The 25,037-nt window shown below is 73.7% G+C and carries 21 protein-coding genes, 1 tRNA gene and 1 pseudogene; 10 read left to right on the forward strand and 13 right to left on the reverse strand.

All coding sequences use genetic code 11. The features are described 5' to 3' along the window. The first annotated feature begins 199 nt into the window (after positions 1-199). Entirely contained in the window at positions 200-1,519 is a 1,320-nt protein-coding gene (locus ACIRBX_RS05730; protein ID WP_402293946.1) for an MFS transporter, read from the forward strand. A gap of 99 nt (positions 1,520-1,618) precedes the next feature. Then, the gene (locus tag ACIRBX_RS05735; RefSeq protein WP_402293947.1) at positions 1,619-2,299 is read left to right on the forward strand and encodes a VC0807 family protein; all 681 of its coding nucleotides are present in this window, start codon (positions 1,619-1,621) and stop codon (positions 2,297-2,299) included. Positions 2,300-2,394: 95 nt separating this feature from the next. On the opposite strand, the gene asnB is transcribed toward ACIRBX_RS05735, so the two are convergent. From asnB to ACIRBX_RS05750, 3 genes are all read right to left on the reverse strand, one after another. Further along, a complete protein-coding gene (gene asnB, locus ACIRBX_RS05740) occupies positions 2,395-4,263 on the reverse strand; it encodes an asparagine synthase (glutamine-hydrolyzing) (RefSeq protein ID WP_402293948.1) in 1,869 nt (622 codons plus the stop codon). Positions 4,264-4,460: 197 nt separating this feature from the next. Beyond that, positions 4,461-5,222, reverse strand: coding sequence for an SDR family NAD(P)-dependent oxidoreductase (locus ACIRBX_RS05745; protein WP_402293949.1), 762 nt, complete (start codon positions 5,220-5,222; stop codon positions 4,461-4,463). A 71-nt stretch (positions 5,223-5,293) separates the two neighbouring features. Continuing rightward, on the reverse strand, positions 5,294-6,667 hold the full coding sequence (locus ACIRBX_RS05750) for an MFS transporter (protein ID WP_402293950.1): 1,374 nt from the start codon (positions 6,665-6,667) through the stop codon (positions 5,294-5,296). A gap of 150 nt (positions 6,668-6,817) precedes the next feature. Here ACIRBX_RS05750 and ACIRBX_RS05755 point away from each other — a divergent pair, with 150 nt between their 5' ends. Beyond that, entirely contained in the window at positions 6,818-7,396 is a 579-nt protein-coding gene (locus tag ACIRBX_RS05755; RefSeq protein ID WP_402293951.1) for a TetR/AcrR family transcriptional regulator, read from the forward strand. A gap of 93 nt (positions 7,397-7,489) precedes the next feature. Here ACIRBX_RS05755 and ACIRBX_RS05760 read toward each other — a convergent pair whose 3' ends face one another. From ACIRBX_RS05760 to tsaD, 3 genes are all read right to left on the reverse strand, one after another. Then, on the reverse strand, positions 7,490-8,374 hold the full coding sequence (locus ACIRBX_RS05760) for an arginase family protein (protein ID WP_402293952.1): 885 nt from the start codon (positions 8,372-8,374) through the stop codon (positions 7,490-7,492). A 140-nt stretch (positions 8,375-8,514) separates the two neighbouring features. Continuing rightward, the gene (locus ACIRBX_RS05765; RefSeq protein WP_402293953.1) at positions 8,515-9,624 is read right to left on the reverse strand and encodes a winged helix DNA-binding domain-containing protein; all 1,110 of its coding nucleotides are present in this window, start codon (positions 9,622-9,624) and stop codon (positions 8,515-8,517) included. 38 nt (positions 9,625-9,662) lie between these two features. Further along, positions 9,663-10,724 carry a tRNA (adenosine(37)-N6)-threonylcarbamoyltransferase complex transferase subunit TsaD gene (tsaD, locus tag ACIRBX_RS05770; protein ID WP_402293954.1) on the reverse strand — a complete coding sequence of 354 codons (1,062 nt, stop codon included), beginning with the start codon at positions 10,722-10,724 and terminating at the stop codon, positions 9,663-9,665. A gap of 216 nt (positions 10,725-10,940) precedes the next feature. On the opposite strand from tsaD, the gene ACIRBX_RS05775 reads away from it, so the two are divergent. The 5 genes from ACIRBX_RS05775 (at position 10,941) to ACIRBX_RS05795 (ending at position 17,103) form a co-directional block, all read left to right on the forward strand. Then, a complete protein-coding gene (locus ACIRBX_RS05775) occupies positions 10,941-11,543 on the forward strand; it encodes a superoxide dismutase (RefSeq protein WP_402293955.1) in 603 nt (200 codons plus the stop codon). Positions 11,544-11,615: 72 nt separating this feature from the next. Beyond that, positions 11,616-12,140 (forward strand): PadR family transcriptional regulator, encoded by a 525-nt coding sequence (locus tag ACIRBX_RS05780; protein ID WP_396293030.1) that lies wholly within the window; start codon positions 11,616-11,618, stop codon positions 12,138-12,140. After that, positions 12,137-12,835: an ABC transporter ATP-binding protein gene (locus tag ACIRBX_RS05785; protein ID WP_402293956.1), complete on the forward strand. Its 699-nt coding sequence runs from the start codon at positions 12,137-12,139 to the stop codon at positions 12,833-12,835. Before ACIRBX_RS05780 ends, ACIRBX_RS05785 begins: the two co-directional genes overlap by 4 nt. A gap of 216 nt (positions 12,836-13,051) precedes the next feature. Continuing rightward, positions 13,052-14,893 (forward strand): APC family permease, encoded by a 1,842-nt coding sequence (locus tag ACIRBX_RS05790; protein ID WP_402293957.1) that lies wholly within the window; start codon positions 13,052-13,054, stop codon positions 14,891-14,893. A gap of 221 nt (positions 14,894-15,114) precedes the next feature. Next, positions 15,115-17,103, forward strand: coding sequence for an APC family permease (locus tag ACIRBX_RS05795; protein ID WP_402295248.1), 1,989 nt, complete (start codon positions 15,115-15,117; stop codon positions 17,101-17,103). Positions 17,104-17,188: 85 nt separating this feature from the next. Here ACIRBX_RS05795 and ACIRBX_RS05800 read toward each other — a convergent pair whose 3' ends face one another. The 3 genes from ACIRBX_RS05800 to ACIRBX_RS05810 form a co-directional block, all read right to left on the reverse strand. After that, the gene (locus tag ACIRBX_RS05800; RefSeq protein WP_402293958.1) at positions 17,189-17,971 is read right to left on the reverse strand and encodes a glucosamine-6-phosphate deaminase; all 783 of its coding nucleotides are present in this window, start codon (positions 17,969-17,971) and stop codon (positions 17,189-17,191) included. 162 nt (positions 17,972-18,133) lie between these two features. Then, positions 18,134-19,060 carry a glycosyltransferase family 2 protein gene (locus ACIRBX_RS05805; RefSeq protein WP_402293959.1) on the reverse strand — a complete coding sequence of 309 codons (927 nt, stop codon included), beginning with the start codon at positions 19,058-19,060 and terminating at the stop codon, positions 18,134-18,136. 233 nt (positions 19,061-19,293) lie between these two features. Further along, a tRNA-Gly gene (locus ACIRBX_RS05810) sits at positions 19,294-19,367 on the reverse strand. Positions 19,368-19,527: 160 nt separating this feature from the next. Here ACIRBX_RS05810 and ACIRBX_RS05815 point away from each other — a divergent pair. Both ACIRBX_RS05815 and dcd read left to right on the forward strand, forming a co-directional pair. Continuing rightward, positions 19,528-19,749, forward strand: a complete 222-nt coding sequence (locus ACIRBX_RS05815) for a hypothetical protein (RefSeq protein WP_402293960.1) — start codon at positions 19,528-19,530, stop codon at positions 19,747-19,749. A gap of 76 nt (positions 19,750-19,825) precedes the next feature. Then, entirely contained in the window at positions 19,826-20,401 is a 576-nt protein-coding gene (gene dcd, locus ACIRBX_RS05820; RefSeq protein ID WP_402293961.1) for a dCTP deaminase, read from the forward strand. 51 nt (positions 20,402-20,452) lie between these two features. Here dcd and ACIRBX_RS05825 read toward each other — a convergent pair whose 3' ends face one another. From ACIRBX_RS05825 to ACIRBX_RS05840, 4 genes and pseudogenes are all read right to left on the reverse strand, one after another. Further along, positions 20,453-21,343, reverse strand: coding sequence for a metal-dependent hydrolase (locus ACIRBX_RS05825; RefSeq protein WP_402293962.1), 891 nt, complete (start codon positions 21,341-21,343; stop codon positions 20,453-20,455). 56 nt (positions 21,344-21,399) lie between these two features. Next, a complete protein-coding gene (locus ACIRBX_RS05830) occupies positions 21,400-22,344 on the reverse strand; it encodes a Yip1 family protein (protein ID WP_402293963.1) in 945 nt (314 codons plus the stop codon). A gap of 192 nt (positions 22,345-22,536) precedes the next feature. Beyond that, a pseudogene (locus ACIRBX_RS05835) lies at positions 22,537-23,601 on the reverse strand (sugar phosphate nucleotidyltransferase); the annotation flags it as partial. A gap of 175 nt (positions 23,602-23,776) precedes the next feature. Next, positions 23,777-24,964 carry a LamG domain-containing protein gene (locus ACIRBX_RS05840; protein WP_402293964.1) on the reverse strand — a complete coding sequence of 396 codons (1,188 nt, stop codon included), beginning with the start codon at positions 24,962-24,964 and terminating at the stop codon, positions 23,777-23,779. Positions 24,965-25,037: the final 73 nt, after the last annotated feature.

Below are 25,037 nucleotides of genomic sequence, written 5' to 3' on the forward strand. Positions count from 1 at the left end.
AACCTCTCCGTCGCCGACATCGAGGAGAAGCGCGACGAGTGGAGCACCATCTCCAACCACTGCGCCGCTCCGCAGGGCGAGCCCGAGGCGATCTGATCCCCGGGGCTCCGGCCCCGACCACGTGAAGCGGCCGGCACTCCCCTGTGCCGGCCGCTTCGGCATTCCCCACCTGTCCCGCCAGAGAGGACCCCGGCCCGCCATGGAGACCCCACCGCCCCCGCCCCCGCCACTGCACCGGAACCGGGACTACCAACGCCTCTGGCTGGCCCACGCGTTCTCGGCCTTCGGCTCGCAGGCCACCCACGTCGCGCTGCCGCTGGTACTGCTGGCGGCCACCCACTCGGTGACCGCCTTCGGCATCGTCACCTTCGTCGAGATCGCCACCCCGCTGGTGGCCGGGCTGCCCGCCGGAGTGCTGGTGGACCGGCTCTCCCGGCGCGCGGTGATGCTGGTCTGCGACCTGGGCCGGGCAGTGGTCTTCGGGCTGTTCGCCCTCGCGGTGCTGACCGACCGGGTCAGCCTCCCGCTGGCCGTCGCGGTGGCGGTGGTGAACAGCGTGCTCAGCGCGCCGTTCGGCCCGGCCGCCTCCGCCTCGATGCGGCACGTGGTCCCCAAGTCCCAGCTCACCACCGCCGTCTCGCTCTCCCAGGCCCGCTCGGCCAGCGTGATGCTGGCCGGCCCGATGGTCGGCGCCGCGCTCTACGCCGTGCATCCCGTGCTGCCCTTCGTGGTGGACGGCCTCTCGTACGTCGCGTCCGCCTGCTGCGTCGCGCTGGTCCGGCTGCCCCGGGAGGCACCGGCGGCCAAGGCCCGCGCGCCCTTCCTGCCGGATCTGACCACCGGTCTGCGCGAGGTGCGGCGCAGCCCGTTCCTGCGCTACACGCTGGTGAACGCGGCCCTGGTGAACTTCGCCTTCGCCGGGATCGTGCTGGTGCTGATCTCCCGGGGTGCCGGGCAGCCCTCCGGCGGCTTCCACAACGGTCTGGTGATCGCCGCCTCCGGCGCCGGGAACCTGCTGGGCGCACTGTTCAGCGGCTGGGCCGGGCGGACCTTCTCGCCGCGCTCGCTGGTGCTCGCCATCTGCTGGTCCACCGCCCTGGTCACCCCGCTGCTGGCGGTCTTCGCCGATCCGGCGGGCACCGCCGTGCTGATCTTCCTGTGCAGCCTGGCCACGCCCTCGGCCAACGCGGTGATCTCGGCCGCCCGGCTGCACACCGTGCCCGACCACCTGCTGGGCCGGGTGCAGACCGCCTGCGGCCTGGTGCCCGCGCTGGTCATCCCGTTCGGCCCGCTGCTGGCCGCCGCCCTGCTGGAGCGGCTCCCCTCCCCCGCCGTGCTGCTGCTCTGCTCCGCCGTCCTGCTGCTGCTCGCCGTCTACTCCTCCGTCACCGGCGGTCTGCGCCAGATCCCCGACCTGCGCGAGCGCCCGGCCCCCGCCCCGGCCGCGTCCCAGGCCACGACCCCGGCCGCGGCCCCCGCCCCGGCCGCGCCACGACAGCAGGCACCGGCCCGGCCGTGACATCCGTCATGCGGTTTCCCGCACGTCCGGCACTGCCCCAAGACCCTTGCCGCGCGCGACTCTTGAGAGGTCGGAGAACAGCGGACACGGGGAGTGGTCATGGCGGTCATCGAGAGCACGACGGTCCGGCGGCAGCAGCGGGACGGCAGCCCGTGGGCGGGGCTGAAGCCGCTCGCGGTGGATGTGGCGGTGCCGCTGGCGGCGTACTACCTGGCGCACGGGGCGTTCGGCCTCGGGCTGGTCGCCTCGCTGACGGTGGCCAGCGCGGTGCCGGTGGTGCGGACGGTCGGCGGGCTGCTGCGGGACCGGCGGGTGAACGCGCTGGCGGCCGTGATGCTGGTGGTGAACCTGGCCGGGATCGGGCTGTCCCTGCTGGCCGGAGACGCCCGGCTGATGCTGCTCAAGGACGCCGCGCTGAGCAGCGTGATCGGTGGCTCGATGATCGTCACCGCCCTGCTCGGACGCCCGCTGATGACGGCCGGGATGAAGCCCTTCGTGGTGAAGGGACGGGCCGCCCGGGAGGCCGCCTGGCAGCGGCTGGCGGCCGGCTCGGCCGCGTTCCGCCGGGACGAGCGGAGCTTCTCGCTGGCCTGGGGCGGCGTGCTGGTCGCGGAGTGCGCGGCCAAGGCGGTCGGTGCGTACGTCCTGCCGGTGGAGACCATGGTCTGGCTGGGCACCGTGATGCTGGTGGCGGCGATCGGCCTGGGCATCGTGCTGGGGAACGTCTTCGCCGGGCGGATCGCCGAGCGGGTGATCGCCGAGGCGGGCGAGGCCGCCTGAGACCTCCGGGGCCGACGGCACCGAGGGACGAGCGGGTCCGGATCGCCCACGGGGGTGGCGGTCCGGACCCGCTCCGTCGTCGTCCTGACGACTCGTCAGACCACGACGGTCACATGGTAGTCGGTCACCCAGGTGTCGAACTCGATCAGGCGCTCCAGCACCGACCGGGCACTCCACGGACCGCCCATCGCGAAGCTGCCGACCGGCCGGGCCAGCAGCCGGCGGACGTCCTCCTCCTCGACGATCCGCAGCACCGGGGCGCCGGGCACCAGCAGGGCCGCCACCCGTTCGCGCAGGGCGAGTTCGTAGCCCGGGTCCTGGGTGGAGGGGTAGGGGTTCTTCTTCCGGTCCAGCACCTCGTCCGGCAGCAGGCCGCGCATGGCCGCCCGCAGCAGGCTCTTCTCCCGGCCGTCGAAGCTCTTGAAGGCCCAGGGGGTGTTGTAGACGTACTCGACCAGCCGGTGGTCGGTGAACGGCACCCGGACCTCCAGGCCGACCGCCATGCTCATCCGGTCCTTGCGGTCGAGCAGGAAGTTCTCCCAGCGGGTGAGGTTGAGGTAGGTCAACTCCCGCATCCTGGCTTCGAGTCCGGTCTCGCCGGCAAGCCGGGGCACCTCCTCCAGGGCCTCCTGGTAGCGCTGCTTGACGTAGTCGGTCAGGGCCAGCCGGTCCCAGAGGCCGACCTCGCGCAGCGCGCCGATGCCGCCGGCCTGCTCGAACGGGTGGTGCCAGGGGAAGGTGTCCCCCTCGACGGCGCCGGGGTCGTGGAACCAGGTGTAGCCGCCGAACAGCTCGTCCGCCGCCTCGCCGGACAGGGCGACCGTCATCCGCTGCTTGAGCGCCCGGCAGAGCAGCAGCAGCGAGTACTCCATGTCGCCGGTGGAGACCGGCAGGTCCTGGGCCCGGAGCGCATCGGCCCGCACCTCCCGGTCCAGCAGGTCGGCGTTGTCCAGCTCGACCACGATGTGCTCGGCCCCGACGTGCTCGGCCACCAGGACCGCGAACGGGGTGTCCGGGTCGGCCCACTGGACGTTCCGGGCGAAGCGCGCCTCGTGTCCGGTGAAGTCCACCGAGAAGGCCCGGATCGGATCGCCGATCCCCTGCCGGGCCAGCGCCCGGGCGGCCAGTGCGGTCAGGGCGCTGGAGTCCAGGCCGCCGGAGAGCAGGGTGCCGACGGTGACGTCGGCGACCAACTGCCGCTCCACCACGTCCTCCAGCAGCCCGCGCACGGTGGCCACCGTGGTGGGCAGGTCGTCGGTGTGCGGGGTGGCCGCCAGCCGCCAGTAGACCGACTCGGCGCGGCCGGTCCGGGAGAACCGCAGCACGGTGGCCGGCCGGACCTCGTACATGCCCCGGAAGACCGCGTGGCCGGGCGTCCTGACGATGGAGAAGATCTCCCGCAGGCCGTCGGCGTCCAGCACCGCCTCGGCCTCGGGGTGGGCCAGGATCGCCTTGGGCTCCGAGCCGAACAGCACGCCGTCCGGCGTCGGGTAGTAGTAGAGCGGCTTGACGCCCATCCGGTCCCGGACCAGCAGCAGTTCCCCGGTGCGGTCGTCCCAGATCGCGAAGGCGTAGATGCCGTTGAGCCGCCCGGCGCACTCCGCGCCCCACTCCAGGTAGGCGCGCAGCACCACCTCGGTGTCGCTGCCGGTGTCGAACTCGTGCCCCCGTGAGGCGAGTTCGGCACGCAGCTCGCGGAAGTTGTAGATCTCGCCGGTGTAGCTCAGCACCACCTGCCCGCCCGGCCGCCCCGGCTCCCCCGGCGCTGCGGCGGCCATCGGCTGCCGACCGCCCGCCAGGTCGATCACCGCCAGCCGGCGGTGGCCGATCTGGGCGTGCCGCCCGCTCCACACCCCGCCCGCGTCCGGCCCCCGGGAGGTCATCGTCCGGGTCATCGCCTCGGCGACGGCGGTCTCCTCGGAGATGTCCCGCCCGAAGCACACCCAACCGGCCAGACCGCACATGGGCAGTCCTCCTCCTCGTCAGAACGGGTCCCGCGTCGGCAATGCTTCCAGGACAGCGTCACCTCGTCGCGCCGCCGGACGCCCCGGTCGGAGCGGATCCGGCCCGGACTAGATCAGGTCCCCGACGGGCGGCCGACCGTCCGGACGGGGTGCGCGCGGCGGCCGGGCCGGGCGGCCCCGGCCCGGCCCGGCCGGTGTCAGGCGGTGGCGCCGCCGTCGATCACGTGGTCGTGGCCGACCACGAAGGAGGCCTCGTCGGAGGCCAGCCAGAGCACCGCGGCGGCGATCTCCGCCGGATCGGCCACTCGGCCCAGCGGCACGGTCGGACCGAGGCGGGCGTCGCGCTGTTCGCGGGTCTCGCCCGGCAGGTAGGTCATCGGGGTGTCGATCGGGCCGGGGCTGATCGCGTTGATCCGCACGCCCTGGCCGATCGCCTCCAGGGCGGCGGTCCTGGTCAGGGCGGAGACGCCGGCCTTGGAGGTGGAGTAGGCCGCCAGGTTGGCCAGCCGCCAGTGCGCGCCGAGGTTGGAGGCGGTGTTGACGATGGCGCCGCCGCCGTGCGCGCCCATGTGGGCGATCTGGTGCTTGAGCGCGAAGAACACCCCGGTCAGGTTGATCGCGATCGACTCGTGCCAGGCCTGCTCGTCGTGCTCGGCGATCGGGGTGCCGCCCCGCAGCACCCCCGCGTTGTTGAAGGCCACGTGCAGGCCGCCGTGGCGGCTGACAGCGGTCTGCACCGCAGCGGCCGCCGAGGCCGAGTCGGCGACGTCGACCCGCACGCCGCTGCCCTTGCCACCGGCCCGTTCGATCAGTTCGACGGTCTCCTCGACCCGGTCCTCGTTGCGGTCGGCCGCCACCACGGTGGCGCCCTCCCGGGCGAAGGCCAGCGCGGTGGTCCGGCCGAGCACACCGCCGGCGCCGGTGACCAGGACGACCTTGTCGGTGAAGCGGGCAGACATGGGAACTCCCTTGGTTGATGGTGAGGTTGAGACGTTCAGCGGTGCCCGGCGGCAGAGGCCGGCACCGGGGTTCAGTCGGCCGCGCGGGCGCGCGGGCGCGGGAGCAGCCGGACCGACAGGACCAGCAGGGCGGCCACCGCGAGGGCGGCGGCGGCCGGCAGGAAGGCGGCGCCGAAGCCACCGACCGTCCCGGCCGGGCCGGGCCCGGTGCGGGCGGCGGCGAGCGGCACCAGCACGGCCAGGCCGAGCGGTGGGCCGAGCTCCATCGCGGTGTTCACCACCCCGCCGACCAGGCCGGCCCGGTGGGCCGGGGCGTCGCCGACCGCCCAGACGGTGGCGCCGGAGAAGGTGATCCCGGCCCCGGCCGGGAAGAGCACCGCACCGAGCAGCAGCGGGCCGAGGTAGGAGCCGCCGCCTCCGGCAGCGCCGAGCACCGCGAGCCCGAGGGCGGCGAGCCCGAGCCCGGCCGAGGTGACCAGGGCGGGGTGCAGCCGCACCAGCGCCCGGGCCGCCAGCGGACCGGCCGGCAGCACCGCCAGGGCCGGCGGCAGGAAGGCCGCCGAGGTGGCCAGGGCCGAGTAGCCGAGCACCCGTTGGAAGTGCAGCGCGAGCAGGAAGAAGAAGGCGGCCATGCAGCCGGCCGTCAGCCCGATCGCCAGCAGGGCGGCCAGCCGCCGTGGCGAGGCCAGCAGGGTAGGCGGCAACAGCGGTGCGGCTCCTCTGAGTTGGGTCAGCGCGAAGACACCGAGCAGCAGCACGCCACCCGCCGTCCACAGGCTGTGGAGCTCGGTCAGCCCGTGGATCAGGGCCGCCAGCCCGGCGGTGACCAGCGCCGCGCCGGTCAGGTCGAGCCGCTCCGGCCGGGGCGCCGGCCCGGGCGGCAGCAGCCGGGGCGCAGCCAGGGCCACCCCGACCGCCAGCACGGCCGGCGCGACGAAGGTCCACCGCCAGGAGACCCAGTGCAGCGCCACCCCCGAGAGCACGTTCCCCGCCCCGGCCCCGACCGAGGCCAGCACGCCCCAGAGCGCGAGCGCCCGGCCGCGCCGACCGGCCTCGGGGAAGACCGAACCGAGCAGCGCCATCGCGGCCGGCGCGGCGGCAGCCGCACCGGCCCCCTGGCCGAAGCGGGCCGTCACCAGCAGCGGCAGGCCCGGCGCGACGGCGGCCAACGCCGAGGCGATCCCGAAGACCAGCAGCCCCGCACCGAGCACCCGGCGGTGCCCGAGCAGATCGGCCAGTCGGCCGCCGAGCAGCAGCAGCCCGCCGAAGGAGAGGCCGTAGGCCGCCACGGCGTAGACCAACTCCGCTTCGGAGAGCCGCAGTTCGACCTGGATCGCCGGGAGCGCGACGGTGATCACGGTGATCGTGGCGATCAGCACCACCTGCACCGTGCCCAGCAGTGCGAACGCGACCCGCTGCCGTGAAGCCGACTGCTCCGCAGCCATGACACCTCCAGAACGATCGGTCCAGAATAAGCCCGGGGATCCGTGCTCCCCAATGGTCAGAACCGTAGCAGTTCCAGAACGGTCGGTCTAGATAAGGCCTCCGCCGCCCGATACTCGACCGAACGGTCCGGAATGACCTACCGTCGGGGCATGGCGAGGACCAAGGAGTTCGATCCGGACGAGGTGCTGGTACAGGCGATGGACCTGTTCTGGGAGCGCGGCTACGAGGCCACCTCGATGGCCGACCTGGTCGGGCACCTGGGCATCGCCCGGGCCAGCATCTACGGCACCTTCGGCAGCAAGCACGAGCTCTACCTCAGCGCCCTGCGGCGCTACCTGGAGAGCCGGGAGACCGGCTTCGTCGCGGCCCTCTCCCAGCCCGGCCCGGCCCTCCCCGCCGTCCGGGCCCTGGTCGAGAGCTGGGCCGAGGAGGCCCTGCACGACCCCACCCGGCGCGGCTGCCTGGTGGTCAACGCGGCCGTCGAACTCTCCTCCCGGGACCCGGCGGTGGCCGCCCAGGTGGACAAGAGCTGGACGGTGCTGGAGACCGCCCTCGGCTCGGCCCTGGTCCGCGCCCACGCCCAGGGCGAGCTGGACGACTCCCGGGACCCGTACGCGCTGGCCCGCTTCCTGCTGGTGCTGCTCCAGGGCATCCGGGTGATCGCCCGGGCCGCCCCGGACCGGGCCCGCATCCGGGCCGCCACCGACCAGGCACTGGCCCTGCTCTGACGCCCCCTCGGGGAGCCTCCGGGCTCCGGGGCCCGTCTGACCGTCCTCCGCCGGATCAGAGCGGGCCACCCCCGGCGGAAACCGTCGGCAGCCCTAGGTCAGCCAGTCGTGGCAGGCCCGGATCACCAGCTGCACCAGCCGCATCGCGTCCAGCCGCCCGACCGCACCCTCGGCCCCGTCCGGGGCGAACTCGGTCACCGCGAGCTGCCGCACCGGCACCCCCGCCGAGCCCACCGCCCGGAGTGCGCCGCCCAGTTGCTCGGCCGTCAGGCCGTCCGGCAGCGGGGTCGCCACGCTCCGGACCACCCCGGGGTCGAACACCGAGACGTCCAGCGAGACCGCGCAGGCCGCCGCCCCGGAGCCGGCCACCAGGGACTTCAGCTCGGCCACGTCCCGGGCCACGTCCCGGTTGTCACCGGGGGGCTCGGGCGGGCCCTGCACCAGTCCGCGCTGGCCGTACTGGACGATCCGCAGCCCCTCGGCCCGCTCCAGGTGCCGGATGAAGTCGGTCCGGGTCGGGCCGGACGGGCAGCGCGGCTGCTGGGCGTCCTCGTCCGCGTCCAGGTGCACCAGCACGCCGGTGAAGCCCTCGTGCACCCAGTAGCCGAGCGAGTCGTCCCCGCCCAGCACCACCAGCAGCCGGCAGGTACCGCGCAGGCGCTCCAGCACCTCCGGTACCAGGTCGAGGTCCTGCCCGGCGTTGAGCGGGTCCATCCGCAGGTCGCCCGCGTCGGCGAAGGTCAGCCCCGCACAGAGCAGCTCCTGCTCCGCCCGGTCGTACCAGCCCTTGGCCGGCCCGGCCAGCGGCCCCTGGCCGAGCGTGCGGGAGACGCTGCGCACCATCCCCGGCCCCAGGTCGGCCCGGCCGGCCGCGCTGCTCCCGCTGTACGGAAGGCCGACCACCACCACGTCCCAGCGGCCGTTCGCCCGCCACGCCTCGGCTCCGAGGAATCCCTCGGCGGCACTCACCCTGCGCACCGACCACCACCTCTTCCGGTCAACGTGCCCGTGGCGCCTCGTCGTTGAGGGTGGCGCGCGTGACCGAGTATGTGGACGGAGCACGGAGCTCGCCATGGTCCCAACGGGACAGTGTCAGGTGTCCGGCCGGACTGCCCGGCTCAGCCGGGCACCGGCGCGGTGAGCCGGACCTCGCGGCGGGCCGCACCGGGCTCCAGGAAGCCGAGCAGTGCCTCGCCCTCCGCCACCACCTCGTCCTGCTCCGCGGCGGTCAGCCGGCGGAACGGACGGACCGTCAGGACCGTCTCCTCCCGTCCGGCCGCAACCCGCCAGGTGGCCGCCACCAGACCGTCCACCAGGACCGCGCCGGGGATGTCGTTCACCCCCGAGTAGCCCTGGTCGGCGAAGTCCACCGTCAGCACCCGGCTGCGGTCGGCGTGGCCGCGCAGCAGGTTCTCGAACTCGTAGAGGTAGCGCACCGGCGCGGGGGTGTCCCCGTCGGGCCGGGGCGCCTGCGGCAGGTCGTACAGCTCCCGCCCCTGTTCGTCCCTCAGCACCACCAGCTCCGGCCGCAGCCGCCGCACCACCTCGGCCAGCCTGGTCAGCCCCGACCACGCCTGCACGTCCTTCACGGTGGCCGGGCCGAAGGCGGCCAGGTAGCGCCGCACCAGCTCCTCGACCGGGGCCGCGCGCAGGCCCTGCCCGGTCCACTGCTCCAGCGGCAGGTGGGCGACCGGACCGCTGCGCCCCCACAGTCCGCGCGGGGGCACCTGGGCCAGCGGAACCGCCGCCCGCACCCACTGGGCCATCGCCGGGCCGTCGTGCCCGGGCCACCGCTCGGCCAGCCGGCGGCCCAACTCGGCGAAGGTGAGCGGCCCGTCGGCGAACGCGGCCAGGCCGGCCGCCGACACCTCGGCCAGGTCGAGGCCGTCCAGCTTGCGGCGGAAGGCGGTCAGCGTGCCGCGCTCGATCACCGGATCGACCAGTGGCCGCAGCAGGGCCGCGTCCCCGGTGGTCAGCAGGTGGATGGTGCCGCGCATCGCGGCGATCCGCACCGCCGAGCCGTCGGCCAGCAGCGCCGAGGCCTCCTCCGCCGGATCGGCGGCCAGCCGGCTCCACAGCCCGACGTACCAGGTGTGCGCGGTCTGCGCCTGCAGCCCGACCACCCGCTCCAGCACCTGCGGCACCGTCAACTCGGCCCGCTCCAGCAGCAACTGCCGTGCCAGGGTGGCCCGGTTCAGCGCCCTGGCGTCCAGCACCTCGGTGGTCATGCCCCTCCTCCGCTAGGTCTTCGGGGCCGACCGTACCGTCAGGCGGCGCTGCGCTGCCGGTGGGCGAGCGGCACCAGGGCGGCGTACTCCAGCGGAGCCGAGGGATCGACCGAGACGTCCGCCGGGGCCGGCTCGGCGCCGGAGCGGACCAGCAGGTCACCGATGGCGGCGATCATCGCGCCGTTGTCGGTGCACAGGCTCATCGGCGGCACCCGCAGGGTGATCCCGGCGGAGGTGCAGCGGCGCTCGGCCAGCTCCCGCACCCGGGAGTTGGCGGCCACCCCGCCGACCACCACCAGGGTCTTGATGCCGTGGTCGGTGCAGGCCCGGATCGCCTTGCGGGTGAGCACGTCGGCGATGGCCTCCTGGAGCGCGGCGGCGGCGTCCGGCACGTGCGGCTCCTCCTGAGCCTCCACCCAGCGGGCGGCGGCGGTCTTCAGGCCGGAGAACGAGAAGGCGTACGGGTGGTCCTGAGCCCCCATCAGCGGACGCGGGAAGCGCACCGCCTTGCGGTCCCCCTCGCGGGCCGCCCGGTCGATCGCCGGGCCGCCCGGGTAGGGCAGGCCGAGGATCCGGGCCACCTTGTCGAAGCACTCGCCGGCCGCGTCGTCCAGGGTGTCCCCGAGGTGCACGATCGGGTCCTTGGCCAGGTCGCGGACCAGCAGCAGCGAGGTGTGGCCGCCGGAGACGATCAGCACGATGCTCGGGTCGGGCAGCGGCCCGCCGTCCAGCGTAGCGGCGGCCACGTGCCCGGCCAGGTGGTGCACCCCGTAGAGCGGCACGCCGAGCGAGAAGGCGTACGACTTGGCGGCGGCCACCCCGACCTGGAGCGCACCCGACAGCCCGGGCCCGGTGGTGACCGCGACCGCGCCGATGTCACCGAGCGTCAGACCGGCCCGGTCCAGCGCCTCGCGGACCACCGGGGCCACCGCGTGCACGTGCGCCCGGGCGGCGATCTCCGGCACCACGCCGCCGAAGCGGGCGTGCTCGTCCATGCTGGACGCCACCGCCTGTCCGAGCAGCACCCCGTCCCGGACCAGACCGGCGCCGGTCTCGTCGCAGGACGACTCGATGCCCAGCACCACGGGTGAATCCGGCATGGCCTCTTACCTCGGTCCCTCTCGTCGCGCAGCCGCTCGTCGCGTCGTCGCGGTCGTTCAAGTACTTGCATTGATTGTGCAACAAGCCGGATGGGTCTGCGGACCTAGGCCGGCTCGGACCTTGGTCGGAACCGGCCCGGCGGTCCTTGCCCCTTGCCGTGCACGGATGTTGGGGTCGGAGACGACAACCTCCCGCTCCGAAAGGCGGTGCGCCCCGTGGGCACCTACTCGCTCCCCGACCTTCCGTACGACTACTCCGCCCTGGAGAAGGCGATGTCCGCCGAGATCCTGGAGCTGCACCACTCCAAGCACCACGCCGCCTACGTGGCCGGCGCCAACACCACCCTCGAACAGCTCGCCGAAGCCCGCGAGAAGGAGAACTTCGGCGGCCTCGTCGGCCTCCAGAAGACCCTCGGCTTCCACCTCTCCGGCCACGTCCTGCACTCCCTCTTCTGGGAGAACCTCTCCCCCGAGGGCGGCGGCGAGGCCGAAGGCGACCTCGCCGACGCCATCGGCGAGCACTTCGGCTCCTTCCAGGCCTTCAAGAAGCAGCTCACCGCCGCCACCGTCGGCGTCCAGGGCTCCGGCTGGGGCATCCTCTCCTGGGAACCCCTCGGCCAGCGCCTCATCATCGAGCAGGTCTACGACCACCACGGCAACGTCGGCCAGGGCACCACCCCCCTCCTCGCCTTCGACGCCTGGGAGCACGCCTACTACCTCCAGTACCGCAACGTCCGCCCCGACTACGTCACCCGCCTCTGGGACGTCGTCAACTGGCAGGACGTCACCACCCGCTTCACCAACGCCAAGAACGCCTGACCGCCCGCCGGGCCCCGCCGCCCGAGGGGCGCGGGGCCCGGTCGGCTATACACCGTGTGTACAGTGCGAGGCATGTCACTCGGTCAGATCCTCCTCGGGCTCCTGGAGTCCCAGCCCCGCCACGGGTACGACCTCAAGCGGGCCTACGACGAGCAGTTCGGCCGGACCCGCTCGCTGCACTACGGGCAGGTGTACTCGACGCTCTCCCGGCTGCTGAAGAGCGGGCTGGTCGAGGTCGAGGGCGTGGAGCCGGGGGACGGGCCGGAGCGCAAGCGGTACGCCATCACCGAGGCCGGGGTGACCGACGTCGGGGAGTGGCTGGGGCGGGCCGAGAGCCCGGAGCCGTACCTGCAGAACACGCTGTACGCCAAGGTGGTGCTGGCCCTGCTGACGGGGCGTCCGGCGGCCGAGGTGCTGGACACCCAGCGCACCGAGCACCTGCGGCAGATGCGGGCGCTCACCCGGCGCAAGGAGAGCGGTGACCTGGCGGACCAGCTGATCTGCGACCACGCGCTGTTCCACCTGGACGCCGACCTGCGCTGGCTGGAGCTGACCGCCGCCCGGCTGGACGAGCTGAGCGGGCAGGTCCTCCGGTGACCGCCCCGGCCGCCGTCGAGCCGGCGAGCACCGTGGCCCCCGCCCTGCTCAGCGCCACCGCGCTGGCCAAGCACTACGGCCCGACCACCGCGCTGCACGACGCCTCGGTGCGGCTCACCCCCGGCGAGCTGGTCGCGGTGATGGGCCCGTCCGGCTCCGGCAAGTCCACCCTGCTGCACTGCCTGGCCGGGATCGTCCGGCCGGACGCGGGCGCGGTGGAGTACGACGGCCGGCGGCTCGACCTGCTCTCCGACGGCGAGCGCAGCGCGCTGCGCCGCACCGACTTCGGCTTCCTGTTCCAGTTCGGCCAGCTGGTGCCGGAGCTGAGCTGCCTGGAGAACGTCGCCCTGCCGCTGCGGCTGAACGGCCTGCGCCGCCGCGCCGCCGAGGCCCGGGCCCGGGAGTGGCTGGAGCGGCTCGGCGCCGAGGGGAACGCCGGGCAGCGCCCGGGCGAGCTCTCCGGCGGCCAGGCCCACCGGGTCGCCACCGCACGGGCGTTGGTGACCGGCCCCCGGGTGCTGTTCGCCGACGAGCCGACCGGTGCGCTCGACTCGCTGAGCGGCGAGCGCGTCCTCCAACTGATCCGCAGCACCGCCAAGGAGACCGGCGCCGCCGTCCTGCTGGTCACCCACGACTCCCGGGTGGCCGCCTACGCCGACCGCGAGATCGTGGTCCGCGACGGCCGCACCCGCTGAGCCCGACGCGGCGACCGTCCCACCGGGGCCGCCGTGGCATCCGTCCCGCCGGTCCCGCCGTGGCGACCGTCCCGCCGGGCCCGACACGGCGACCGGACGTCAGCGGGGCGTCAAGAGCTCCTGCCGGTCCGTCAGGGATGCGTCAGGGAGCGGGCCGTGGCCGGTCCGGCGGGCCGAGGATCGGGGCATTCGAGACCGCCCCACCGGAGGACCAGCATGTCCGTCACCGTCGCCGTCCCGGCCGAGACCGGCACCGGGACCGAGGAGCCCCCTGATACCCGGCGGCACCAGCTGTCGGCGCTGGGCGGGCTGTCCGCCCTGTCCCTGGACGCGATGGCCTCGGTGGCCTACGGCCCCGAGGCGATCGTGCTGGTGCTGGCGGCGGCCGGATCGTACGGGCTGGGGTTCACCCTGCCGGTGACCCTCGCGATCGCGGTGCTGCTGGCGGTCCTGGTGGCCTCGTACCGGCAGGTGATCGCGGCCTTCCCGGACGGCGGCGGCTCGTACGCGGTGGCCAAGGCCCACCTCGGGCGGCGCACCGCGCTGGCGGCGGCCGGCTCGCTGGTGATCGACTACGTGCTGAACGTGGCGGTGTCGGTGACGGCGGGCGTGGCGGCACTGACCTCCGCCTTCCCCTCCCTCCACGGGGACCGGGTCTGGCTCTGCCTGGGCGTGCTGGCGCTGGTGACGGCGGTGAACCTGCGCGGGATCGCCGAATCGGCGCGGTGGTTCATGGTGCCCACCGCCGTGTTCGTCCTCGCGATCCTGACGATCGTCGTCGTCGGCCTGTTCCGCGACGCGCCCGTCTCCACCGAGGCCGCCGCCGGCCACGCCTCCGCCCTCGGCGACAACGCCACCACCGTCGGCGCCCTGCTCCTGCTCAAGGCCTTCGCCGCCGGCTGCTCCGCGCTCACCGGCGTCGAGGCGGTGGCCAACGCGGTGCCCTCCTTCCGGGCGCCGGCCGCCCGCCGGGCGCAGCGCACCGAGGTGGCGCTGGGTGCGCTGCTCGGCGTGATGCTGATCGGGCTGGCGGTGCTGATCGGGAAGTTCCAGCTCCAGCCGGTCGAGGGCGTCACGGTGCTGGCCCAGCTCGCGGACGCCTCGCTCGGCCACGGATCCGGCTTCTACCTGGTGCAGTTCGCCACCGTCGTCCTGCTCGGCCTGGCCGCCAACACCTCCTTCGGCGGCCTGCCGGTGCTGCTGCACCTGCTGGCCCGGGACAACCACCTGCCGCACGTCTTCGCACTGCGCGCCGACCACCGGGTGCACCGGCACGGGGTGCTCTTCCTGGCCGGCGTCTCCGCCCTGCTGCTGGTCGGCTCGGGCGGGGACGTGAACACGCTCGTCCCGCTGTTCGCCATCGGGGTGTTCGTCGGCTTCACCGTCTGCCAGGTCGGCATGGTGCGGCACTGGCTGATCGCCCGGCAGCCGGCCCGGGCGGTGCTGAACGGCTTCGGCGCGCTGCTCACCGGCGTGGCCGCCCTGGTGGTGACCGGCACCAAGTTCACCGAGGGGGCCTGGGGCATCTGCCTGGCGCTGCCCCTGCTGGTGCTGCTCTTCGAGGCCGTCCACCGGAGCTACGCCCGGATCGGCGAGCGGCTCGAACTCGGCCGGGTGCCGGGCCCGTTGACCCCGCCGGAGCCCTCCCTGGTGCTGGTGCCGGTGAGCACCATCTCCCGGCTGACCAGGGAGGCGCTGCTCACCGCCGGCTCGCTCGGCGCGGAGGTGCGCGCCTTCACCGTGGTGCCGACCGACCCCGACCCGGAGGACCGGGCGGCGGCCGAGGCGCTGCGCCGGGACTGGGAGCTGTGGCGGCCGGGCGTGGAGCTGGTGGAGATCGCCGATCCGCACCGCCGGCTGGGCCGGCCGATCGCCGACTACGTGAACGGGCTCGGCGCGGACCGCCGGGTGACGGTGCTGATCCCCGAGGTGGAGCCCGCGCACCTCTGGCAGCGCGCGTTGCAGAACCAGCGCGGCGCGGTCATCGACCGCGCGCTGCGGCGCCGTACCGATGCCACGGTGTGCCGGCTCCGGCTCCGGATGCGCTCGGCGAATTGACCGCCATGCACCGTATCGCCCGATTCCGTACAGAGACCTTGACGGACCCTTAACACCCGGCCTGACGGCTCGTCACCTCCCCCCGCAACCCCTCCGATCTGCACCGATGGTGCTACGGAGGGGGTCTTCCGGGTGGTTTCGGAGAATCGGCACCCCGTCCTACTCTCGCCCCTGTGTTCAATCTGCCCCAGGCGCTGAAGCGCCTCGTGATCGGCAAGGCCATGCGCAGCGAGGAGCTGGGTGAGACGCTGCTGCCGAAGCGGCTGGCGTTGCCGATCTTCGCCTCGGACCCGCTCTCCTCGGTGGCGTACGCGACGCAGGAGATCCTGCTGGTGCTGACCGTCGGCGGCACGGCGTTCCTCTACCTGACCCCGTGGATCGCGGCGGCGGTGGTGGCGCTGATGGTGGTCGTGGTGCTGTCGTACCGTCAGGTGGTGCACGCCTACCCGAGCGGCGGCGGCTCCTACGAGGTGGCCTCGCGCAACCTCGGGCCGAACGCCGGGCTGGTGGTGGCCGCGTCCCTGCTGGTCGACTACGTGATGACCGTCGCCGTCTCGGTCGCCTCGGGCGTGGACAACATCATCTCGGCCTTCCCCGGCCTGGACGACCACCGGGTCCTCCTCGCGGTCGGCTTCGTCGCCCTGCTGACCGCGATGAACCTGCGCGGCGTGCGCGAGTCCGGCAAGGCCTTCGCCGCACCGACCTACCTGTTCATCGGCGCCATGCTGCTGATGATCGTCACCGGCCTGGTCCGGCTGGCCTTCGGGGACGCACCGGTCGCGGCCAGCGCCGGGTACGGGGTCACCCCCGAGCACGGCAAGGACGCGCTGGCCGGGATCGCCCTGCTGCTGCTCGGGCTGCGCGCCTTCGCCTCCGGCTGCACGGCGCTGACCGGGGTGGAGGCGATCTCCAACGGCGTGCCCGCCTTCCGGGCCCCGAAGTCGAGGAACGCCGCGACCACCATGGCCGCGATGGGCATCATCGCCGTGGTGATGTTCACCGGGGTGACGGCGCTGGCCCTGATCGCCAAGGTCCACATCGCCGAGGACGCCTGCCAGTTGACCGGCTTCGCCGACTGCGCGACGGCACCCCAGCAGACCGTGATCGCCCAGCTCGCGGCAGCCACCTTCGGCGGCGGCGCGCTGTTCTACCTCGTCCAGGCGGTCACCGCGCTGGTGCTGATCCTGGCGGCCAACACCGCGTTCAACGGCTTCCCGCTGCTGGCCTCGATCCTGGCCGAGCACCGCTACCTGCCCCGGCAACTGCACACCCGGGGCGACCGCCTCGCCTTCTCCAACGGCATCATCGCCCTCGCCCTGGTGGCCGGCGGCCTGCTCTGGCTCTACGACGCCGACGTCACCAGCCTGATCCACCTCTACATCCTCGGCGTCTTCACCTCCTTCACCCTCAGCCAGCTCGGCATGGTGCGGCACTGGAACCGCACCCTGGCCGAGGAGACCGACCCCACCGCCCGGACCCGCGCCCGGCGGGCCCGGGTGATCAACGCGCTCGGCGCACTGACCACCGCGCTGGTGCTGGTGATCGTGCTGGCCACCAAGTTCACCCAGGGCGCCTGGCTGGCCGTGCTGGCCGCCGTCGCCCTCTGGCTGCTGATGCGCGGCATCCGCCGCCACTACGACCGGGTCTCGGCCGAGCTCGCGGTGACGGACCCTCAGGAGACCGCCGTCCGCCCGGCCCGGGTGCACGGCATCGTGCTGGTCTCCCGGCTGCACAAGCCCACCCTGCGGGCGCTGAACTACGCCGAGGCCTTCCGGCTGGACACCCTGGAGGCGCTCACCGTCGCGGTGGAGCCCGAGGCGGTGGACGAGCTGCGCGCGCAGTGGGACGCGGCCGGGCTGGACGTCCCGCTGAAGCAACTCGCCTCGCCCTACCGGGAGATCACCAAGCCGGTGACCGCGTACGTCCGCTCGGTGCGCCAGGCAAGCCCCGGGGACGCCGTGGCGGTGTTCATCCCGGAGTACGTGGTCGGGCACTGGTGGGAGACGCTGCTGCACAACCAGTCCGCGCTCTGGCTGAAGAGCCGACTGCTCTTCACCCCCGGCGTGATGGTGATCAGCGTCCCCTGGCAGCTCAACTCCTCGGCCCGGGCGGACCGTCCGGCCCCGCGCGCCCCGGGCGCCGTCCGCCGCGGCGAGCCCGGCCCGCCCGGACGGCCCACGGACGGCCCCCGGACCGCCGAGGCGCGCTAGAACGCTGGACGGCGGAGAGCCGCGGACCCCTGGTGGGGGTCCGCGGCTCTCCTGCGCAGCAGTGCGTCAGCCTGCCGGCCGTGCGTCAGATCGACTGCCAGGACGGCTTCGCGGCGTAGGTGGCGCGGAAGTAGTCGGCCAGCTTGAGCCCGGCGGCGGCGGCCTCGTCGACCACCACGGTGGCGTGCGGGTGGAGCTGCAGGGCCGAGGCCGGCACCAGCGCGGAGAGCGGGCCCTCGACGGTGGCGGCCACCGCGTCGGCCTTGTTGGCACCGGTGGCCAGCAGGACCACGTGGCGGGCCTCCAGGATGGTGCCGATGCCCTGGGTGATGACGTGGTGCGGCACCTGCTCGATGTCGTCCTCGAAGAACCGCGCGTTGTCGATCCGGGTCTGGTCGGTCAGGGTCTTGATCCGGGTGCGCGAGGCGAGCGAGGAGCAGGGCTCGTTGAAGCCGATGTGCCCGTCGGTGCCGATCCCCAGGATCTGGAAGTCCACGCCGCCGGCCTCGGCCAGCGCGTGGTCGTAGGCGATGGCCTCGGCCGCGACGTCGGCGGCCGTGCCGTCCGGGCCGATGAAGGAGCCCTCGCTCAGGCCGAGCGGCTCCACCACCTGGCGGATCACCGTGGAGCGGTAGGACTCCGGGTGGCCGGCCGGCAGGCCGACGTACTCGTCCAGCTGGCAGATCCGCACCCGGGTGACGTCCAGACCGCCGGCCACCTTGGCGGTGAGCGCGGTGTAGATCGGCAGCGGAGTGGACCCGGTGGCCACCCCGACCAGCGCGTCGGGCTTGCGGGTCACCAGCTCGGCGATGGCCGAGGCGATGAGCTCGCCGCCCGCAGCGGCATCGGGGACGATCACGATTTCCATGGCTCCACCGTTCTGAGGTCGTACGCGCAGTGTGGTCTAGACCAGACCCCGGTGATTCTACCGAGCCGGGGCCTGGATTGGCACGTGCGACGCCGATCGGAACGCCGGGAGCCCCGGGCCGCCGCTGCGGCCCGGGGCTCCCGGCGTGGTGGTGACGCGGGGTCAGGCGCCGGCGTCGACGCGGTCCTCGGCCCTGGCCGAGTCGTGGCCGATGAAGTAGGTGGGGCGCTTCTGGACGGCGGTGTAGATCCGGCCGATGTACTCGCCGAGCAGGCCGACCGAGATCAGCTGGATGCCGCCGATGAAGAGCATCACGACGAACAGCGAGGTCCAGCCCGGCACCGTGTGCCCGACGAGGTAGATACCGAGGGTGACGGCCACCATGCCGAAGCAGGCGAAGAAGCTCAGCACACCGAGCCAGGTGGCGATCCGCAGCGGGGCCGCGGAGAAGGTGGTGATGCTGTCGAGCGCCAGGCCGATCATCTTGCCCAGCGAGTACTTGGTCTCGCCCGCCACCCGCTCCTCACGGACGTAGGTGACCGTGCCGCTGGGGAAGCCCAGCCACGGCACCAGCAGCCGGTAGACCTGCTGCTGGTCCGGCAGCGACTTCAGCGCATCCACCGCCTCCCGGCTCAGCAACCGGAAGTCACCCGCCTGCGAGGGCACGCTCTTGCCGACCAGCCGGCGCATCAGCCAGTAGTACAGACCGGCCGTGCGACGCTTGAAGCCGCTGTCGGTGCTGCGGTCGTCGCGCACCCCGTAGACGATGTCCAGGCGCTCCTTGCGGGCCAGCTCCAGCATCTCCGGGATCTTCTCCGGCGGGTCCTGCAGGTCCGCGTCGATGCTCGCCACGTACGCACCCACCGAGCTGTGCAGACCCGCCGTCAGCGCCGCCTGGTGCCCCGAGTTCCGGCGCAGCCGCACCACCCGCAGCTCCGGCCAGACCAGCCGGGCCTCCTCCAGCACCTCGGCCGTCCGGTCGGCGGAGCCGTCGTCGACCGCCACCACCTCGTACGTCACACCGGCGCCGTCCAGCGCGGGACGCAACCTCGCCACGAGGGCGGGCAGCGCCGCCTCCTCGTTGTACATGGGAACGACAACCGACAAGGTCGTGGCCGGTGCAGCCGACATCGGGGTCTCCCGCCCGTGGTGTGGATACGGGGTATGGCGACCTGACTTTAGTGCATATCCGTACGCGCATCCGGTCACAGACTGATCAACTTCCCCGGAGTCCGCGTGCCCCCTCGACACCCCCACCGACCCGGACCCGGCCCCGCCGGGGAACGACGAAGCCCCGGACCGCAGGCCCGGGGCTTTCGTGGTGGAGCGGATGACGAGAATCGAACTCGCGCTAGAAGCTTGGGAAGCTCCTGTTCTACCATTAAACTACATCCGCACTGACGGACCGTCAGAAGACGGCCGATCGATCAACACTCTACCGCATCTGCGGAGTTGCCTGCGCCGTGCCCGGACGGGGCGGCGCGTTGCCGTGTGGATTGTCCGGTAGATCCCCTAATGTGGCGCGGGTTCGGAGTGGGCCTGGGAAGGGGATCGCGATGGAGCAGCGTACCGTCGTCCGGTGTGCCGAGGGGCACCTGTTCAGCACGGTGGGATTCCCGATGCGAACGCTGGGGGCCGGGCGGCTCGGGCAGAGCCGGCTGATCCGCTGCCCGCAGTGCGGGCGGCTGCGCAGCTCGGTCCTGGCGGACCCGAGCGAGCTGACCGGGGCCCAGGTGGAGCGGGCCCTGCGCCGGGAGGCGGTGGAGTTCCTCGCCTGAGACGTGCAGGTGGCGCGGCCGTCCGCTCCCCGGTCCCGCGACGCGGGCGGGGGGCGGGTTCCCGTAGTCTCGTGTCGTGCTTCTCTCCGACTCTGACATCCGCGCCGAGATCGACAAGGGCCGGGTCACCATCGACCCGTTCGAGCCCTCGATGATCCAGCCCTCCAGCATCGACGTCCGGCTGGACCGCTTCTTCCGGGTGTTCGAGAACCACCGGTACCCGCACATCGACCCGGCGGAGGAGCAGCCCGACCTGACCCGGCTGGTCGAGCCGGAGGGCGACGAGGCGTTCATCCTGCACCCCGGCGAGTTCGTGCTGGCCTCCACCTACGAGGTCATCACCCTGCCGGACGACGTGGCCTCCCGCCTGGAGGGCAAGTCCAGCCTCGGCCGGCTCGGCCTGCTGACGCACTCCACGGCCGGTTTCATCGACCCGGGCTTCAGCGGTCACGTCACCCTGGAGCTGTCCAACGTGGCGACCCTGCCGATCAAGCTCTACCCCGGGATGAAGATCGGTCAGCTCTGCCTGTTCCGGCTCTCCTCGCCCGCCGAGCACCCGTACGGCTCCGCCCTGCACGGCTCGCGCTACCTGGGCCAGCGCGGCCCGACGGCCTCGCGCTCGTACCTGAACTTCCACCGCACCCAGGTGTGACGACGCGTCGGAGGGGCGGCCACCGGTCCGGTGGCCGCCCCTCCGGTGCGTTCAGGCCCGCTTCGGCCGGGTGACCGCGACCAGCTCGCTGCCGTCCACCGAAAGGGTCAACTCGGTCCGCAGCTCCGCCAGCTCACCCAGGTGGTGGAGGTGGGTGCCGCCGCAGGCGATGGTCGCGGCGCCCTCCGGGAGCTCGGCGTGCCACTGGCGGCGGGCGGTCAGCTCCGGGCCGGGCACCTCGATCCGGACGGCGGCGTCGGCGGCCACCCAGGAGGCCAGCCGAGCGTTGACCGCCTCGGTGATCGCGGGCAGCGCCTCGGCCAGCGCGGGCAGCTCCTCGGCCGCCTCCGCCGTGAAGCCCTTCTTCCGCAGCGACTTGCCCAGCCGGTAGGTGTCGGTGGAGGCCTCGGTGTCCATCACCGAGGAGGCCATCGCCAGGCTGTCGAAGTCCGGGTGGCCGAGCGCGTCGGAGCGGCCCGGGTCCTTGCGCCAGCGCGGGGCCAGTGCCTCGTTCAGAGCCAGCGCCAGCAGGTGGCAGCCGCTGTGCGCGGAGGAGAGCAGCGCCCGGCGCTCCGGGTCCACCGCCAGCTCCACCGGACGGCCCGTCAGGTCGCCCGGGTCACCCGCCAGCACGTGCAGCACCAGCCAGGACCACTCCTCGTCCCCGCGCCGGACCGGGATGTCGGCGCCCACCAGCAGCTCGCCCGCCGGACCGTGACCACCGGTCAGGCAGTCCACCACCGGATGGACGGTGCCGTCCGCGGTGAGGGTGCCGAGGTCGGCGGGCTGGTCCGGCCAGGTGTGGTCGAGCGGGTGGAACGGGGTCTCCTCGGTGACCACCGCGTAGCGGCCGTCGGCCAGCGGGTGGACGGCCAGCACGGTGGAGGCGCCGCTCACCTCCCCGGCCGGGAAGCTGACGCGGGTGGTGGGGAGGGTGGTCATGCGGTGGCTCCGTACGTGCAGCGGGATGGATCGGGTGGAAGCGGTGGGCCGGCGGATCAGCCCAGGGTCGGCAGCTTGATCAGCACCAGCAGGGCGAGCAGTTGGAGGGCGGCGGCGCCGGCCGCCTTGCCCCAGGGCAGGTCGTGCACCCGGCGCACCATGGTGGTGAGCAGCCCGGCACAGAGCAGCCAGGTGGCCAGGCCGAGCACCTGCACCACCACGTTGTCGGCCGGCAGGAAGAGCGCCAGCAGCAGGCGCGGCACGTCGCTGGTCCAGGCGATCAGCACGGCCAGCCCGACGGTGGACTGCCACGGGCCGTCGCCGCCGAACTGGCGGGCCAGACCGTAGGTGACCGCGCCGAGCATCCCGCCGGCCAGCGAGAAGGCGACCGCCGAACCGGCGATGGCGGACAGCGCGATCGAGAAGGTCGAGCCGAAGACGTCGTCCCGGGTCGCGCCCATGCCGAGCACCGCGAAGGCGCCGTAGAGCAGCGAGACGGTCAGCGCGGGCAGCCAGACCTGGTGGTCGCGGACCCGGTCGAAGGTCGCCACCGGGGACCGGTAGAGGCCGAGCAGCAGGTCCTTCCAGCCCGGCCGCGGCCCGGCCGCCCTCGGGGTGGACTGGCCGCCGGCCCGGTAGACCGCGACGTTGTCGCCCTGCGGGGCGGAGGCGTAGCGCTGCTCCTCGTCGACCGAGAAGACCCGGGTGTGCCCGGGCTGGTCGACGCCGTAGGCGCCGTCCGGGTGACCCTGCTCGGGGTAGCCCTGCTCCGGGTACCCGGGCTCCGGGTACCCGGGCGGCGGGTAGCCGGGGTACCCCTGCTGCGGGTAGCCCTGCCCCGGGTAGCCCGGGTGCGGGGCCGTGAAGTACTCGGGCTCCCCCGTCGGCGCGTACCCCTGCGGACCGGGGGCTCCCTGAGCGCCCGGCCCACCGGGCCCGGCCGCCCACCCCTGCCGGGGGTCGGCGGGGCCCTCACCGTTGTCGTATGCGTTGCCAGCCACGGCACGAAGGTACCCGCTGGGGCCGACCGGACGCCGGTCGATCATGGCTTCGGCGCGGGATTGCAGCAGTGCTGTGACCCCGCGCCGGACCGACGGCCCGTCAGCGGCCGGTCAGCGGGCGGCGACCCGGGGGCCGTGCACCGCGACGGCCGAGGTCTCGCCGGCCACGCAGCCGCCCGGGCCGGCGGTGGTGCGCACCGCGCCGACCGGCAGCAGCACGCCGCAGGCGATCCGGATGCCGGCCGGCAGCTCGTTGTCCGACTCGACGGTGGCGCCGTCGCCGATCACCGCGCCGTCCAGCGTGGTGCGCTCCCCCACGGTGGCGTACGCGCCGACGATGGAGTCCTTGACGAAGGCGTCGGCGGCGATCACCGCACCGGGCAGGATCACGCTGCCCTCGACGATCGCCCCGCCCTCGATCACGGCGCCCTCGGAGACCACGGTGCCGTTGCCCAGCACCGCGCCCGGAGCCACCTCGGCGCCCGGCAGCAGCAGCGCCTCACCGGTCACGCCGGGGACCGCCGGGGAGTCGACCTTGCCGAGCACCAGGTCGGCCGAGCCGCGCACGAAGGCGCCCGGGGTGCCCAGGTCCAGCCAGTACGAGGTGTCCACCACGCCGCGCACCAGCGCGCCGGTGACCAGCAGCTCCGGGAAGGTCTCGCGCTCGACCGAGACCTCGCGGCCGGTCGGGATGCGGTCGATCACCGAGCGGGTGAACACGTAGCACCCGGCGTTGATCTGGTCGGTGACGATCTGCTCCGGGGTCTCCGGCTTCTCCAGGAACTCCAGCACCCGGCCGTGCTCGTCGGTCGGCACCAGGCCGAACGCGCGCGGGTCCTCGACCCGGGTCAGGTGCAGGGTGACGTCGGCGCCGGCCGCCACGTGGCCGTCCCGCAGCGCGGCGATGTCCAGGCCGGAGAGGATGTCGCCGTTGAAGATCAGGACCGGCTCGTCCGGGCCGCAGGTCAGGCCCTCGGCGGCGTTGCGGATCGCGCCGCCGGTGCCCAGCGGCACCTCCTCGGTCAGGTAGACCAGCTCCAGGCCGTACGGGCTGCCGTCCTGGAAGTGCTCCTCGAAGACCTCGGCCAGGTAGGAGGTGGCCAGCACCACCCGGGTCACCCCGGCGGCGGCGGCCCGCGCCAGCTGGTGGGCGATGAACGGGACACCCGCGACGGGCAGCATCGGCTTGGGGGTGTGGGTGGTCAGCGGGCGCAGTCGTGTGCCCTTGCCGCCGACCAGCATGATCGCCTCGGTCATGGTCGCGCTTACCCCTCGGTTCCGTTGCCGTCCGCCCCGCCAGGCCACGAGGTGACGTTGTCGCTGTCGTCCGCTCCTGGCGCACGCGTTCGACGCCTACTGTATTTCGTTCCAAACCACCGCCATTCCAACGGGGGTCCGATACGTACCGGCCCGGCTCCCCGGGCACCGGCGGCTAGGGCAGCAACCAGGCGGCGTACGCACCGATCCCCGCATTGACGCCGCCGCTGCCGGCCAGCCGCTTCACCTGGTCCCCGGTCAACGGCCGGTCCCAGAGCTGGACGTTCGTGATTGCACCGTCCCAGAAGTCGGTCCACCCGGACTTGTAGCGGGTGCGGCCGATCTGGAGCGGTCCGTCGGTCTTCCAGATGCCGGTGACCGAGGTGGTCTGGGCCGCCTGACCGTCCACGTAGAGGGTGATCTTCTTCGCACCGGCGTCGTACACCCCGGTGAGCAGGGTCCACCGGCCGGTGGTCGCGTCCTCCTTGGAGAGCGCCTGGGTGGTCGTGCTGTCCGAGCCCTTGGTGCCCTGCTGCACCTTGAACACCCACTGGTTGTGGGCGTCCCAGTAGTCCCGGCCGAGGTGGAAGGAGTGGTAGGTGCCGTCCCCCTGGGTGACCACCGCCCGCCCGCCGGTCGGCGCGTTGTTGCGCACCAGGGCGGAGACGGTGAAGCTCGCGTCGGTGTTCACCACCGGTCCGCTGCTCTGCCCGTAGCCCTCGCCCCTGCCGTTCAGCTGGAGCGCCGTGCGGCCGTCCAGCTGGCCGACCACGGGGCTGCCGGACAGCCCGATCGGGAAACGGCCCAGGCGGTCGTCCAGGCGGCTCGGCGGGGCGGGCGGGGCCGGCGGCGGGGCGGCGCCGCCCGGCGCAGCCGACGGAGCGGGCTGGCCGCCGCCGGCGGCGGGCGGCTGGGCCGGGCCGGACGGCTGGGCCGGCGTTCCGGACGGCGCCTTGGCGGCCCCCGTGGCCGTCGGGGTCTTCGAGGCGCTCGCGGAGGGCGAGGCCGAGGCACTGGCCGAGGCACTCGCGGACGGCGATCCGGACGGACTGCCGGACGGGGACGGCAGCTCCTCGGGTCCCACCGGGAGCAGTTCGGTGGGCGCCTGCGAGCCGGCCACCGTCCTGGACGGCTCCGGCTCCCCGCCGCCACCGCCCCGGGTGGCCAGCAGACCGGCCGTCAGACCCCCCACCAGCACCACGCCCAGCACGCCCCCGCCGATCCGCAGCTGCCGGCGGCGCTTCGCCTCCTGCGCGTTCCGCTCGGCCAGTGCCGCCCAGTCCGGTGTGCTGGTCACCGTCGGCAGGTACCCCGGCCGGGCCGCGGCGGCCGGACCGGCGGTTATGCCCCCGTCTTCGCTCATGGGGCGACATGGTAGGCCATCGAATCAACGCGGAAACGCCCCGGCTCCGGCCACCCGTGACGGGTGGCCGGAG

Source organism: Kitasatospora sp. NPDC096147 (assembly GCF_044763225.1).
In the GTDB taxonomy this organism is placed as follows: domain Bacteria; phylum Actinomycetota; class Actinomycetes; order Streptomycetales; family Streptomycetaceae; genus Kitasatospora.

Bases quoted from the DNA above. Each gene is read 5' to 3' on its own strand.
- ACIRBX_RS05730 (WP_402293946.1), top strand. From the start codon at position 200: ATGGAGACCCCACCGCCCCCGCCCCCGCCACTGCACCGGAACCGGGAC.
- ACIRBX_RS05735 (WP_402293947.1), top strand. From the start codon at position 1,619: ATGGCGGTCATCGAGAGCACGACGGTCCGGCGGCAGCAGCGGGACGGC.
- asnB (WP_402293948.1), bottom strand. From the start codon at position 4,263: ATGTGCGGTCTGGCCGGTTGGGTGTGCTTCGGGCGGGACATCTCCGAG.
- ACIRBX_RS05745 (WP_402293949.1), bottom strand. From the start codon at position 5,222: ATGTCTGCCCGCTTCACCGACAAGGTCGTCCTGGTCACCGGCGCCGGC.
- ACIRBX_RS05750 (WP_402293950.1), bottom strand. From the start codon at position 6,667: ATGGCTGCGGAGCAGTCGGCTTCACGGCAGCGGGTCGCGTTCGCACTG.
- ACIRBX_RS05755 (WP_402293951.1), top strand. From the start codon at position 6,818: ATGGCGAGGACCAAGGAGTTCGATCCGGACGAGGTGCTGGTACAGGCG.
- ACIRBX_RS05765 (WP_402293953.1), bottom strand. From the start codon at position 9,624: ATGACCACCGAGGTGCTGGACGCCAGGGCGCTGAACCGGGCCACCCTG.
- tsaD (WP_402293954.1), bottom strand. From the start codon at position 10,724: ATGCCGGATTCACCCGTGGTGCTGGGCATCGAGTCGTCCTGCGACGAG.
- ACIRBX_RS05780 (WP_396293030.1), top strand. From the start codon at position 11,616: ATGTCACTCGGTCAGATCCTCCTCGGGCTCCTGGAGTCCCAGCCCCGC.
- ACIRBX_RS05790 (WP_402293957.1), top strand. From the start codon at position 13,052: ATGTCCGTCACCGTCGCCGTCCCGGCCGAGACCGGCACCGGGACCGAG.
- ACIRBX_RS05795 (WP_402295248.1), top strand. From the start codon at position 15,115: ATGCGCAGCGAGGAGCTGGGTGAGACGCTGCTGCCGAAGCGGCTGGCG.
- ACIRBX_RS05800 (WP_402293958.1), bottom strand. From the start codon at position 17,971: ATGGAAATCGTGATCGTCCCCGATGCCGCTGCGGGCGGCGAGCTCATC.
- ACIRBX_RS05805 (WP_402293959.1), bottom strand. From the start codon at position 19,060: ATGTACAACGAGGAGGCGGCGCTGCCCGCCCTCGTGGCGAGGTTGCGT.
- ACIRBX_RS05815 (WP_402293960.1), top strand. From the start codon at position 19,528: ATGGAGCAGCGTACCGTCGTCCGGTGTGCCGAGGGGCACCTGTTCAGC.
- ACIRBX_RS05825 (WP_402293962.1), bottom strand. From the start codon at position 21,343: ATGACCACCCTCCCCACCACCCGCGTCAGCTTCCCGGCCGGGGAGGTG.
- ACIRBX_RS05840 (WP_402293964.1), bottom strand. From the start codon at position 24,964: ATGAGCGAAGACGGGGGCATAACCGCCGGTCCGGCCGCCGCGGCCCGG.